The following is a 12,716-nucleotide window of genomic DNA, read 5'->3' on the forward strand; positions in this document are numbered from 1 at the left end:
GAGCGGTTTACACACACGCTCTCCCTTGTTGCGTAAACAGTAGACGACCTTGCTATCAGGCGCCGCCGGAGGCACAACCTTTGGCAGCGAATGAGTCTTCTACCGTGGTGGTGCACTTCCAGCCGGTCGTGGCGCTACGGGTCAAGGTGATGCTCTTGCCCAGGACCGGCGCGGGCGCGTCGAGGATTTCGCAGGCAATCGTACCCGCGCCCGTGGCGACGTCACCGGTAACATCAATCTTGCAGTTGGCCGTGGGGCTGGTCCCGCCAATCAACGCCAGGGTTGGCGGCGTGCCTTGGTTCAGCGTGTCTTCAAAGCCCGCCTTCAGCGCGGAGATTTCAGCCAGCCCAGCGGTGAACTTGGCCTTGGCCTGGTGCTTGGTGTACATGGGCAGGCCGATGGTGGCCAAAATGCCGATGATCGCCACGACGATCAACAACTCGATCAAGGTAAAGCCTTTCTGACGCATCACATTCACTCTCCAGAATAAAACCTGTCGCAGGCGCATCCTGCACCCCGTCTCGGTAACCGCGCCAGTGTACTCACCCCCGCGCAACCAATCCTGCACAAGACGCACAAACTGACATTTTTTCGCTGAAGACGCCCCTGCCCGAATCCGTCACCTGACTAAGCTATAAATCTTCCACTGTCTGTGTGCGGAACTGCGAAATGAATGATGTTTCAGCGATCTATGCCTGGGAAGGCGTCAACCGCAAAGGGCGCAAAGTGTCTGGGGAAACCAGCGGCCATAATCCTGCGTTGATCAAGGCGCTATTGCGCCAACAAGGGATCAGCCCCGGGCGTGTACGGAAAAAATTCACCGGCTGGCCGAGCCTGGCTACGCCAGTCAAGCCGGCAGAGATCGCCCTCTTCACTCGCCAACTGGCAACGCTGCTAAAGGCCGGCATCGCGCTTTTGCAGGCACTGGACATCATCGCCGAAGGCGTCGATAACCCGCACCTGCGTGCCCTGGTTCAGGGCTTGAAACAGGAGATCGCCGCCGGCAGCAGCCTGACCGCCGCCTTGCAGAAACAGCCACGTTACTTCGATGAGCTGTACTGCAACCTGATTGCAGCGGGTGAGCAGGCGGGCGCACTCGAGGCACTGCTGGAACGGGTCGCCATTCACCTGGAAAAAAGCCAACAGTTGAAAGCCAAAATCAAAAAGGCCATGACCTATCCCATGACCGTTCTGGCAGTCACCACCCTGGTCAGTGCGATCTTGCTGATTCACGTCGTGCCGCAGTTCCAGGGGCTGTTTGCCGGCGTCGATGCCGAGTTGCCGGGCTTTACCCTCGGGGTCATCAGCCTGTCGGAGTTCATGCGGCATAACGGCTGGGTGCTGATCCTGGTCGCTGGCACCAGTTTTTCGGGCCTGCGCAAAGCCTATCGCTCATCGACAGGCTTTCGTCACTGGCTCGATGCCAGTTTGTTGAAAGCACCCGTGGCAGGCACACTGCTGAAAAAATCGGCGGTCGCCCGCTACGCCCGCACGCTCTCGACGACCTTTGCTGCGGGCGTACCGCTGGTGCAAGCACTGGATTCAGTGGCAGGCGCCACGGGGAATGGGCTGTTCAAACAGGCAATCAATCGTATGCGCCACGACGTATCAACCGGAACCCAACTGAATGAATCCATGGCTGTCAGCGGCCTGTTTCCCGGCATGGCGATCCAGATGACCGCCATCGGCGAGGAGTCGGGCACGCTCGACCATATGCTGGAAAAAGTCGCCAGCCATTACGAGGCAGACGTCGACCACCTGGTGGACAACCTCACCAGCCTGATGGAGCCGCTGATCATGGTGGTACTGGGGGGCATCGTCGGGGCTTTGGTGCTCGCCATGTACCTGCCGATCTTTCAGCTCGGTACGGCCTTTTGAGCACGCCACTGACTGAAATACTTGTTTATCAGCCCTGGGTGTTTGTATCAGGCGCACTGGTGCTGGGGCTTATTGTCGGCAGCTTTATGAACGTGCTGGTGTGGCGCCTGCCAAAGATGCTGGAGCGTGAATGGCGAGCCCAGGCCCATGAAGTCCTTGGCCTTCCCGCCGAGCCCGCTGCCGCCCCCTATAACCTGATGCGGCCCAACTCCTGCTGCCCGAACTGCAGCCACCCGATTCGCCCCCGGGAGAATATTCCGCTCGTCAGCTATTTGCTGCTCAGGGGGCGCTGCTCAAGTTGCCATCAACCTATCGGCGTGCGGTACCCCTTCACCGAATTGGCGTGCGGGTTGATCTCTGCGGTTGTCGCCTGGCATTTCGGTTTTGGCTGGGCAGCCGGTGCGGTGATGGTGTTGAGTTGGGGACTGCTGGCGATGAGCCTGATCGATGTCGATCACCAACTGCTGCCGGACGCGCTGGTGCTGCCGTTGCTGTGGATGGGGCTGATCCTCAACAGTGTTGGCGTTTTTGTGTCATTGCCCGATGCGCTCTGGGGTGCGGTAGCCGGCTACACGAGCCTGTGGTCGGTGTTCTGGTTGTTCAAGCTGATTACCGGCAAGGACGGTATGGGTTACGGTGATTTCAAGTTACTCGCAATGCTCGGCGCCTGGGGCGGCTGGCAAATTCTGCCGATGACGCTGTTGCTGTCATCCCTGGTGGGCGTGATCGGTGGCCTGGTTCTATTGCGCCTGCGCAAAGCCCAAGCCTCCACTCCAATGCCTTTTGGTCCGTATCTGGCAATTGCCGGCTGGATTGCATTGCTCTGGGGTGGTCAAATAACCGACTTCTATTTGCAGTCTGTCGGTTTCAGATGACCACTTCTGTTGCAACACCCTGGATTCTCGGCCTCACTGGCGGTATCGGCAGTGGCAAAAGCGCGGCAGCCGAACACTTCGTACGGCTTGGCGTGGACCTGATTGACGCCGACCACGCCGCGCGCTGGGTAGTCGAGCCCGGGCGCCCTGCCCTGGCGCAGATTGCCGAGCATTTCGGGGCGAGCGTGCTACAGCCTGACGGGCAACTGAACCGTGGGGCGCTGCGCAAGCTGATCTTCGAAGTGCCTGACGAACGCCGTTGGCTGGAGGCGTTGCTGCACCCGCTGATCACCGAAGAGATTCGCAGCCACCTGGCGCGCGCCCAATCGCCTTACGCGATCCTGGTGTCACCGTTGCTGATCGAGTCCGGCCAGTACACCATGACCCAGCGCGTGCTGGTGATCGACGTGCCGCAATCGTTGCAGATTCAGCGTACCCTGCAGCGCGACGGCATCAGCGAAGAGCAGGTGCAGGCGATTCTCAAGGCCCAGGCCACCCGTGAAGACCGCCTGCGCCACGCCGATGACGTGCTGGTCAATGACCAGGACCTGGCCCGGCTGCATGCCGAGGTCGAGCGACTGCACCACTTTTACCTTACTTTGCGTGGAGGCCGATCATGAGCCAACCCTTGACCGTCGAATGCCCAACCTGCGGTGCACCCGTGGAATGGAAAGCGACCAACCCCAACCGCCCGTTTTGCTCGGACCGCTGCAAACTGATCGATCTGGGCGCCTGGGCGTCGGAAGAACACAAGATCCCGGTCAGCCCGGACGCCGAAGACGAACTGTTCTCCGAAGACTTTCAGCCCAAACACTAAGGCCGCATAAAGCCATAGTCCTGCTGGTCGTCGAGATTCTCTGCAAGGTATTGCAGCTCGTCGGCCAGGTCTTCAAAACTGCGCACGCCCTTGCTCTGCTGCACCACCGCACTGAGCATGGCGCGCAGGGTCAAGCCCGGGTCAAAGCCGATTTCCTGCGCCGCGTCCTGGCTTCTGCGTAACTCCTGCCGCGCCCACTCGTACACACTCATGATTCCGTGCTCCTGGAAATTTTGCAGAGCATGCGACCACTTGCGCGTGCAGGATTTGACGTGGATCAAGGCCGTGGATCGTCATCCTTCCAGGGCGCCGAGAGGTAGCGGGTGCGGTTGAATGTCTCCAGCCACTCCGGGCAGAACACCACCAGGGCGCTGATCACCATGCCGTTGATAAAGGCCTCGGGAAAAATGATCAGCCACAAATAGCCGACAAAATCCTCGATCCACTCCGGCATCGCAAAACGGCCGTCGAACCACAACAACCCCAGGCCCACCAGCAGGCACAACAAGGCCGACAGTGCGGCCGCGAAAAATCCCGAGCAGAAGATATACACAAAGGGATTGCGCGGCTTCGCCCGCTCCACCAGCAGCGCACAGCCTTCGGTGACCAGTACCGGCAACAGGATCAGCAGCATGCCATTGACGCCCACGGCGGCCAGATCCTGGCGGCCGAGCAACACCAGGCCGAGCTGTGCGGCCAAGCCACCGACGATCGCCAGGGGCCAATCGAGCAGCAAGGTCACGGCGGTCATGCCGATGAAGTGGTAGGACACCCCCGTGTCGAAATCCCGGCGTACCAGCCACAACATAAACAGCGCGAACACCGTGCCAAACAGCAAATGCTGGCGCCGTCGGTCAGCAAACAGCTCGACCCATGGCGAACGCAGGAGCGCCCACATCACCACCGGCGCGTACAGCAGCCAGCCGATGCTGAGCGTTTCCGGCGCCAGCACCGCGGCGCTGATCACGGCTGCACCTGCTCCAGGGCCTGGCGCAACTCAGCGGCGGAGTCGTATTCATGCTGTGCCACCAGCTTGCCGTGATCCAGTTGCAGCCACAGTACTTTATCCACAGCCGCCGGATAGCGCGGGCTTATACGCGCATCGCGATCAAGCATGACCCGATAGTTGTAGGCCTGCATGGCCGGCACCGCGAACATCTTCGCAATGAGCCGCGGCATGCGCTGGATATCGGCGAGAAACACCGTATGTCGCGCCTCCAGATAGCCCTTGGGCTGCCCTTGCAGCGCTGCGTCGACGATTTTTGCGGCGTCCATGCTGCGCGCTACCAACAAGGTTTGCGCCTGGTCATCCAGGGTGTAGGCCTGGTCGAACTGGTCAAGCAATGTCCAGGGTGCAACACGCTCACCCACTTCGACGGCCTGGGCCCACACGGGTAAAAGACTCAAGAACAGCACCACAAAAAACTTCACTGCACACTCCTCATGCCTGGGGGAACTGTCGAGTAGCCAGTCTACACCGACCTTTTGATACGGGACTTCCTGCGGTCATCATTTGGACGCTAAGCTGGTGACATGGATGACTCAGATTATTTGCGCCTGCTCACCGTAGCGGCCGAACAAGCCAATGCGTTCCTGTCCAATGCCCGCAAATGGGAGCGTGAGCGTTGGGTCTGCCAGCGCCTGCTGCAAGGCTTGAACGTGCCCTACCGCGCCGAAGAGTTCCACGCCGCCGGGCAAGAGCCGCCGGATGTGCTGTTTCGCGATGCCAGTTTCGAGGTGTTTTTCGTACTCGATGAAGGCCGGCGCCTGAACGACGAGTGGCGCGACGAACTGCTGCGTCGGCGCAGCGCCTTTTCCCTGAGCCAACTGGTTCGACGAGAAGCCAAACCCCGGCGCATTCCCGCCCACGAATTCCTGCTGCGCCTGGCGCCCACACTGCGCAAGAAGGCGCACAACTATAAAGAGCGCGGGATGGACCTGGGGGAGCTGGACCTCATCGCCTTCGCCAGCCTCAAGCGCGAAGTACTGGACCTCAACAGCCATTTTCCACCACCCACCGAGTACCTGCGCCAGGGCTGGCGCTCACTGTCCCTCGTGGGTCCGACCTTTGCGCGCGTATTGTTTGCTCATCCGGACGCTCCGGACTTCTTGCGCAACAATCTGGGGCGCAGCATAGTGTTTGATGTGGGCATCAGCCTGTGATCAGGTTGGCGACTATGCTTCTGGCAATGCCGCCAATCACCCGACTGTAACGTGGCGCCCTTCAGCAACGTCTACCTGACGAGGCCTTTATGACCAGCCGCCTGAACCCCGACGACCAACAGCATGTCGAAGAGTACCTGCAACTGTCCCAGAACCAAGTCGAGCGCAAGCCTTTCCGGCCCTGGCTGCTCCTTGCCGTGGTGCTGGTTGCAGTGATCGGCCTGGGTTTGCTGAGCCGTCTTTTGAGTTACCTGACGCTATGAGCTGCCTTGCGCTCGCTCGGGTAACCGCACCGATTTCTTTTAGCCTTGCGAGATATCCCCATGACCCATCGTATTATTATCGTCGGCGGCGGCGCCGGCGGCCTGGAGTTGGCTACCCGCCTGGGTAAGACTCTGGGCAAGCGCGGCACCGCCAGCATCACGCTGGTGGACGCCAACCTGACCCATATCTGGAAACCCTTGCTCCACGAGGTGGCGGCCGGATCGCTGAACTCTTCGGAAGACGAACTCAACTATGTTGCCCAAGCCAAATGGAACCACTTCGAGTTCCAGCTGGGGCGCATGAGCGGGCTCGATCGTGAGCAGAAAAAAATCCAGCTGGCCGCCACCCTCGACGAAGAAGGCCGAGAACTGGTGCCTGCACGCGTGCTGGGCTATGACAGCCTGGTGATCGCGGTCGGCAGCACCACCAATGACTTCGGCACCGAGGGCGCGGCGCAGCACTGCCTGTTCCTCGACACCCGCAAACAGGCCGAGCGTTTCCACCAGCAATTGCTCAACCACTATCTGCGAGCCCATGCGGGGCAGACGGATGTGGTGGAGCAGATCAGCGTCGCCATCGTCGGTGCCGGTGCCACCGGGGTCGAGCTGGCCGCCGAGCTACATAACGCTGCCCATGAACTGGCGGCCTACGGCCTGGACAAGATCAAGCCGGAAAACATGCACATCACCCTGATAGAAGCCGGTCCACGGGTGTTGCCCGCCCTGCCGGAGCGAATTGGCGGGCCTGTGCATAAAACCCTGGAGAAACTCGGGGTGACTGTACTGACCAACTCCGCCGTAAGTGAGGTGACTGCCGACGCCCTGATCACCAGCAGCGGCCAGGTCATTCCGGCCAGCCTCAAGGTCTGGGCTGCCGGGATCCGTGCGCCAGGGTTCCTCAAGGACATCGATGGCCTGGAAACCAACCGTATCAACCAGCTGCAAGTGCTGCCGACCCTGCAAACCACCCGCGACGAGAATATCTTCGCCTTTGGTGATTGCGCAGCCTGCCCACAAGCCGGCACCGACCGCAATGTGCCACCGCGCGCCCAGGCGGCTCACCAGCAGGCATCGTTGCTGGCCAAGTCACTGAAACTGCGGATTGAGGGCAAGGACCTGCCGTCGTACAAGTACACCGACTACGGCTCGCTGATCTCGCTGTCGCGTTTTTCGGCGGTGGGTAACTTGATGGGCAACCTGACCGGCAGCGTGATGCTGGAAGGCTGGCTGGCACGGATGTTTTATGTGTCGCTGTACCGCATGCACCAGATGGCGCTGTATGGCTTCTTCCGCACGGCGATGCTGATGCTGGGAAGCAAGATTGGGCGCGGGACCGAGCCGCGCCTGAAACTGCACTGACAGCACGTTCCGGGATAGGACTCGGTTAGTGTGGGAGCGGGCTTGCTCGCGAAAGCGGTGGTTCAGTGCCAGATGTACTGACTGACACACCGCTTTCGCGAGCAAGCCCGCTCCCACATTTGTTTTGTGGTGCGGCCGGGATTCCGCGGGCAAAAAAAATCCCCGCATCTTTCGATACGAGGATTTTTAATATGGTCGGGGTAAGGGGATTCGAACTCCTGACATCCTGCTCCCAAAGCAGGCGCGCTACCGGACTGCGCTATACCCCGGTAAAAAAAAGGCGACCTCTCAGTCGCCTTCTTCGATCAGCGCTTTTGGCCTCTGATCTTAAGATTCGATTCCAGCGTTAACTGGTCTCAAAAATGGTGGGTCGTGTGGGATTCGAACCTACGACCAATTGGTTAAAAGCCAACTGCTCTACCAACTGAGCTAACGACCCAAATATGGTCGGGGTAAGGGGATTCGAACTCCTGACATCCTGCTCCCAAAGCAGGCGCGCTACCGGACTGCGCTATACCCCGGTTTGAAATTGGCTCCGTGACCAGGACTCGAACCTGGGACCCAATGATTAACAGTCATTTGCTCTACCGACTGAGCTATCACGGAACTACATATTTCAAAGTGTTACGTTGTTGCTTGTTACCTTCTCTTCGACGCTTCCGTATCGCTACGTTAGTGCCTCTGAGGCGCGCTATTCTACAATCTTAAAAACCTCTGTCAACCCTTTAAATTGCTTTTAAGACAAGGATTTGCGCTTCTTTCTGATTTCTCCTTGGGGAGAAGAAACCGTTGGGCTGACGTTGCTGCGGGGCGCACTTTACAAGCCTTTGCCTTACAGTTCAACGCCCTATCGAAAAAAAAGGCCCCGCAATGCGGGGCCTCTTGTTACAGCGCTACAGCCTGAACTCAGTGGAAGACGATTTCGTCGTTCTCCACCGTCGCCTCGACGCTGGTGCCCGGCATAAAGCTGCCCGACAGGATCAGCTGTGCCAGCGGGTTCTCGATCCAGCGCTGGATCGCACGCTTCAACGGCCGTGCGCCATACACCGGGTCGTAACCGACGGCGATCAGCTTGTCCAACGCCTCGCGGCTCAGCTCCAGCGACAACTCGCGCTCCGCCAGGCGGCTGCGCAGGCGGCCCAACTGGATCTCGGTGATGCCCGCGATCTGATCCCGCGCCAAAGGCTCAAAGATCACCACTTCATCGACCCGGTTGATGAACTCCGGCCGGAAGTGGCTGGTCAGCGCGTCCATCACGGCTGCGCGCTGGGCTTCACGATCACCCACCAGTTCCTGGATCTGTACAGAGCCCAGGTTGGAGGTCATCACAATCACCGTATTACGGAAATCCACGGTACGCCCGTGGCTGTCCGTCAGCCGGCCATCTTCCAACACTTGCAGCAACACGTTGAACACATCCGGGTGGGCCTTCTCGACCTCGTCCAGGAGGATCACCGAGTAAGGCTTGCGCCGTACTGCTTCGGTCAGGTAACCGCCCTCCTCGTACCCGACATAGCCTGGTGGCGCCCCGATCAGGCGAGCCACGGAATGTTTCTCCATGAACTCGGACATATCGATCCGCACCATGGCCTCTTCGGTATCAAAGAGGAACTCGGCCAAGGCCTTGCACAGCTCAGTCTTACCCACGCCGGTCGGGCCGAGGAACATGAACGAGCCGCTCGGACGGTTCGGGTCGGACAACCCGGCCCGGGAACGCCGTACCGCGTTCGACACCGCAACCACCGCCTCTTCCTGGCCGATGACGCGCTGGTGCAACAGGCTTTCCATCTTCAGCAGCTTGTCGCGCTCGCCTTCGAGCATTTTCGACACAGGGATACCGGTCCACTTCGAGACGACTTCGGCGATTTCTTCCTCGGTCACCTTGCTGCGTAGCAACTGGTTCTCAGGTTTGCCGTGCTGGTCGACCATCTGCAGGCTGCGCTCCAGGTCCGGGATCACCCCGTACTGCAACTCGGCCATGCGGTTCAGGTCGCCTTTACGGCGGGCTGCTTCCAGTTCCTGACGGGACTGCTCAATCTTTTGCTGGATCTGTGCAGAACCCTGTACTTCAGCTTTTTCCGAGGTCCAGATTTCTTCGAGGTCCGAATACTCGCGCTCCAGACGAACAATTTCTTCCTGGAGTTTTTCCAGGCGTTTCTTCGCCGGCTCGTCTTCTTCTTTCTTCAGGGCCTGGGACTCAACCTTCAGCTGAATCAGGCGCCGATCCAGACGGTCCAGCACTTCGGGTTTCGAATCGATCTCCATGCGAATGCGGCTGGCCGCCTCGTCGATCAAGTCGATGGCCTTGTCCGGCAACTGACGATCAGTAATGTAGCGATGGCTTAATTTCGCCGCCGCAATGATCGCCCCGTCGGTGATCGCCACTTTATGGTGGACCTCATACCGCTCTTTCAGGCCACGCAGGATCGCGATGGTGTCTTCTTCGCTCGGTTCTTCCACCAGTACTTTCTGGAAGCGGCGCTCAAGGGCCGCATCTTTCTCGATGTACTGGCGATATTCGTTCAGTGTGGTCGCACCGACGCAATGCAACTCGCCGCGGGCCAGTGCCGGCTTGAGCATGTTGCCCGCGTCCATCGAGCCTTCGCCTTTACCGGCGCCGACCATGGTGTGCAGTTCGTCGATAAACAGAATGATCTGCCCTTCCTGCTTCGACAGTTCATTCAGCAGGGATTTCAGGCGCTCTTCGAACTCGCCACGGAACTTGGCACCGGCAATCAGCGACCCCATGTCCAGGGACAGCAGGCGCTTGCCTTTAAGACCATCCGGCACTTCACCATTAATGATGCGCTGGGCCAGGCCTTCGGCAATCGCGGTTTTACCCACGCCAGGTTCGCCGATCAGCACCGGGTTGTTCTTGGTGCGACGCTGCAGGACCTGGATGGTGCGACGAATTTCATCGTCACGGCCGATCACCGGATCGAGCTTGCCTTCTTCGGCGCGCTTGGTCAGGTCGACGGTGTATTTGTCCAGGGCCTGGCGAGACTCCTCGTGGTTAGGGTCATTGACCGCCTCGCCGCCGCGCAGGTTGTTGATGGCATTTTCCAGGGCTTTCTTGCTTACGCCCTGGCCCAGCAACAATTTGCCGAGCTTGCTGTTGTCGTCCATCGCGGCGAGCAACACCACTTCACTGGAGATGAACTGGTCACCCTTCTGCTGGGCCAGACGGTCGGCCTGGTTCAACAGGCGCGCCAAGTCCTGGGACATGTTCACGTCGCCAGTCGGATTTTGGATTTTCGGCAGTTGGTCGAGCTCTTTGCTCAACTCTTTGCGCAGGCTGTTGACGTCAAAGCCCACCTGCATCAACAAGGGTTTGATGGAACCGCCTTGCTGCTCCAGAAGCGCTTGCATCAAGTGCGCAGGCTCGATGGCCGGATGGTCCAGGCCAACCGCCAGAGATTGGGCGTCAGATAAAGCCAACTGCAATTTGCTGGTTAAACGATCAATACGCATTAGTCACCTTCCTTTTGAGCAGGCCGGAGCTATGAACAAACACATCCTGAATGAAGAAACCTGCCAGATACCCTTATAGATGGGGTGGATTCTGGAAGATTCAAGCGGGCTATTGCTGACTTGCGTCAGGATTGACCCAAGTCAAGAGAGTCTAGCGTTCAAGCCAGATAAGGGAGGCAAACCGACCCGTGCGCGGGCTGCGGCGGTAGGAATAGAAGCGGGGATCGGTCACCGTGCAGAAGCCGCCACCATAGACAGCAGTAACGCCACGGGCTGCGAGACGCAGGCGGGCTAACTGATAAATATCGGCCATGAACTTGCCCGGGTTCTGACTGGGGACGAACGCCGCAATCGTTTCCGGAAGTTGCTGCATAAAGGCTTCACGCACTTCCGGGCCGACTTCAAAGGCTTGCGGGCCAATCGCCGGGCCCAGCCACACCAGTACGTCGGCAGGCTCGGTATCCAGGCTTTCAACGGTCGCTTCCAATACGCCAGCGGCCAGCCCACGCCAGCCGGCATGGGCTGCGGCCACGCGGGTGCCGGCGCGATTGCAAAACAAGGCAGGCAGGCAATCTGCCGTCATTGATGTGCAGGCGATGCCAGGGGTGCTGGTCCAACTGCCATCTGCTTCGGCAGTCCGACTTGGATCCGCCTCAACCACACCAACACCGTGAACCTGACGCAACCAGGCCGGCTGAATATTGAAGGCGTCGGTAAGGCGACGGCGATTTTCAAGGACGGCGTCGAGACTGTCCTCGACATGATCGCCAAGGTTGAGGCTATCGAACGGCGCCACACTGACGCCGCCCGCACGGGTGGTAACACAGGCTTTCACCCCGGCCGGCGCGGGCCAGTCAGGAATCAGCCAGTCACTCATCCGATAAACGCCTCGCGATCCTGCTTGAGCAGCGACAACAACCAGACAAAATCGTCTGGAAGTGGCGATTCCCAGCTCATCCGCTTACCGCTCGTCGGATGATCCAGCTCCAGGAAGCGGGCATGCAGCGCCTGGCGCGGGAAGGTCTTCAGCGAATCAACCATGGTTGCACTGGCCGCAGGCGGAATACGGAAGCGGCCACCGTAGGCCGGATCTCCGACCAACGGGAAGTTGATGTGCGCCATGTGCACCCGAATCTGGTGGGTACGACCGGTTTCCAGCTTCACCCGCACGTGGGTGTGGGAGCGGAAACGCTCAAGTACACGGTAGTGGCTGACGGCCTGCTTGCCGCCTTCCATCACCGCCATGCGCTGGCGCTGCTGGCCGTGGCGACCGATCGGGGCATTGATTTTGCCACCCGCCGTTACCACACCGATCACGATGCATTCGTAGATCCGGCTGACGCTGCGGCTCTGCAGTTGTGTGACCAGCTGCGTCTGCGCCTGAATGGTCTTGGCCACCACCATAAGGCCGGTGGTGTCCTTGTCCAGACGGTGCACGATGCCGCAGCGCGGGACATTGATGATGTCCGGCACGTGGTGCAGCAAGGCATTGAGCAGGGTGCCATCAGCGTGCCCGGCGGCCGGGTGAACCACGAGGCCTGCGGGTTTATTGATCACCAGGATGTCGTCGTCTTCGTAGACGATGTCCAGTTCAATGTCCTGGGCGATCCATTCTCCCTGGGCTTCCTGCTCGGCATTCAGCTCAAGAATCGCACCACCATGGACTATGTCTCGCGGGCGGATAACCGCTCCATCCACAGTCAGGCGGCCGTCTTTGATCCAGGCGGAAAGGCGCGAGCGCGAGTGCTCAGCGAATAATTGTGCGGCGACTTGATCGAGGCGTTGGCCGCCCAATTCGGACGGCACCTCTGCGCGAAGTTCAATTTTATCGGACATGCTCAGACTAGGCGTGGCACAGCCTTTGGTTTCGGCTGCGCGCTTGTGGTTAAA

Annotated in this window: 14 protein-coding genes and 4 tRNA genes; 7 read left to right on the plus strand and 11 right to left on the minus strand. The window is 59.6% G+C overall.

The genetic code is table 11. The features are described from left to right. Positions 1–55: 55 nt before the first annotated feature. Positions 56–469, minus strand: a complete 414-nt coding sequence (locus tag HKK54_RS05555; protein WP_169389249.1) for a pilin — start codon at positions 467–469, stop codon at positions 56–58. Between the two features lie 200 nt (positions 470–669). Here HKK54_RS05555 and HKK54_RS05560 point away from each other — a divergent pair, with 200 nt between their 5' ends. The 4 genes from HKK54_RS05560 to yacG are packed head-to-tail and all read left to right on the plus strand — an operon-like array spanning position 670 to position 3,570. Beyond that, entirely contained in the window at positions 670–1,878 is a 1,209-nt protein-coding gene (locus HKK54_RS05560; RefSeq protein WP_169386329.1) for a type II secretion system F family protein, read from the plus strand. Then, a complete protein-coding gene (locus HKK54_RS05565; protein ID WP_442962322.1) occupies positions 1,875–2,753 on the plus strand; it encodes a prepilin peptidase in 879 nt (292 codons plus the stop codon). Before HKK54_RS05560 ends, HKK54_RS05565 begins: the two co-directional genes overlap by 4 nt. Next, positions 2,750–3,373, plus strand: a complete 624-nt coding sequence (gene coaE / locus HKK54_RS05570) for a dephospho-CoA kinase (RefSeq protein ID WP_010174998.1) — start codon at positions 2,750–2,752, stop codon at positions 3,371–3,373. The genes HKK54_RS05565 and coaE overlap by 4 nt, the downstream gene beginning before the upstream one ends. Next, entirely contained in the window at positions 3,370–3,570 is a 201-nt protein-coding gene (gene yacG / locus HKK54_RS05575; protein WP_010174995.1) for a DNA gyrase inhibitor YacG, read from the plus strand. Before coaE ends, yacG begins: the two co-directional genes overlap by 4 nt. Here yacG and HKK54_RS05580 read toward each other — a convergent pair. The 3 genes from HKK54_RS05580 to HKK54_RS05590 form a co-directional block, all read right to left on the minus strand. Next, on the minus strand, positions 3,567–3,782 hold the full coding sequence (locus HKK54_RS05580) for a hypothetical protein (RefSeq protein WP_003215917.1): 216 nt from the start codon (positions 3,780–3,782) through the stop codon (positions 3,567–3,569). The genes yacG and HKK54_RS05580 overlap by 4 nt on opposite strands. A gap of 65 nt (positions 3,783–3,847) precedes the next feature. After that, a complete protein-coding gene (locus tag HKK54_RS05585) occupies positions 3,848–4,537 on the minus strand; it encodes an energy-coupling factor ABC transporter permease (protein WP_010174991.1) in 690 nt (229 codons plus the stop codon). Continuing rightward, complete coding sequence (locus HKK54_RS05590) at positions 4,534–5,001, minus strand: FAD/FMN-containing dehydrogenase (RefSeq protein WP_169386330.1); 468 nt, start codon at positions 4,999–5,001, stop codon at positions 4,534–4,536. Before HKK54_RS05590 ends, HKK54_RS05585 begins: the two co-directional genes overlap by 4 nt. A 102-nt stretch (positions 5,002–5,103) precedes the next feature. On the opposite strand from HKK54_RS05590, the gene HKK54_RS05595 reads away from it, so the two are divergent. The 3 genes from HKK54_RS05595 (at position 5,104) to HKK54_RS05605 (ending at position 7,355) form a co-directional block, all read left to right on the plus strand. Then, positions 5,104–5,733: a DUF1780 domain-containing protein gene (locus HKK54_RS05595; RefSeq protein WP_008437312.1), complete on the plus strand. Its 630-nt coding sequence runs from the start codon at positions 5,104–5,106 to the stop codon at positions 5,731–5,733. Between the two features lie 89 nt (positions 5,734–5,822). Further along, positions 5,823–5,996, plus strand: coding sequence for a DUF3094 family protein (locus HKK54_RS05600; protein WP_010174986.1), 174 nt, complete (start codon positions 5,823–5,825; stop codon positions 5,994–5,996). A 60-nt stretch (positions 5,997–6,056) separates the two neighbouring features. Next, positions 6,057–7,355 (plus strand): NAD(P)/FAD-dependent oxidoreductase, encoded by a 1,299-nt coding sequence (locus tag HKK54_RS05605; RefSeq protein ID WP_169386331.1) that lies wholly within the window; start codon positions 6,057–6,059, stop codon positions 7,353–7,355. Between the two features lie 192 nt (positions 7,356–7,547). Here the strand turns inward: HKK54_RS05605 and HKK54_RS05610 are convergent. From HKK54_RS05610 to rluD, 7 genes are all read right to left on the minus strand, one after another. Beyond that, positions 7,548–7,624: transfer RNA gene (locus HKK54_RS05610), tRNA-Pro, on the minus strand. Between the two features lie 94 nt (positions 7,625–7,718). Further along, positions 7,719–7,794 (minus strand) — tRNA-Lys (locus tag HKK54_RS05615). Positions 7,795–7,799: 5 nt separating this feature from the next. After that, a tRNA-Pro gene (locus HKK54_RS05620) sits at positions 7,800–7,876 on the minus strand. A 9-nt stretch (positions 7,877–7,885) separates the two neighbouring features. Next, a tRNA-Asn gene (locus tag HKK54_RS05625) sits at positions 7,886–7,961 on the minus strand. A 300-nt stretch (positions 7,962–8,261) separates the two neighbouring features. Continuing rightward, positions 8,262–10,826, minus strand: coding sequence for an ATP-dependent chaperone ClpB (gene clpB, locus HKK54_RS05630; RefSeq protein ID WP_169386332.1), 2,565 nt, complete (start codon positions 10,824–10,826; stop codon positions 8,262–8,264). A 151-nt stretch (positions 10,827–10,977) separates the two neighbouring features. Next, positions 10,978–11,703: a peptidoglycan editing factor PgeF gene (pgeF, locus tag HKK54_RS05635; RefSeq protein WP_169386333.1), complete on the minus strand. Its 726-nt coding sequence runs from the start codon at positions 11,701–11,703 to the stop codon at positions 10,978–10,980. After that, positions 11,700–12,662: a 23S rRNA pseudouridine(1911/1915/1917) synthase RluD gene (gene rluD, locus HKK54_RS05640; protein WP_169386334.1), complete on the minus strand. Its 963-nt coding sequence runs from the start codon at positions 12,660–12,662 to the stop codon at positions 11,700–11,702. Before rluD ends, pgeF begins: the two co-directional genes overlap by 4 nt. Positions 12,663–12,716: the final 54 nt, after the last annotated feature.

It is taken from the genome of Pseudomonas sp. ADAK13 (assembly GCF_012935715.1).
Taxonomy (GTDB): Bacteria; Pseudomonadota; Gammaproteobacteria; order Pseudomonadales; family Pseudomonadaceae; genus Aquipseudomonas.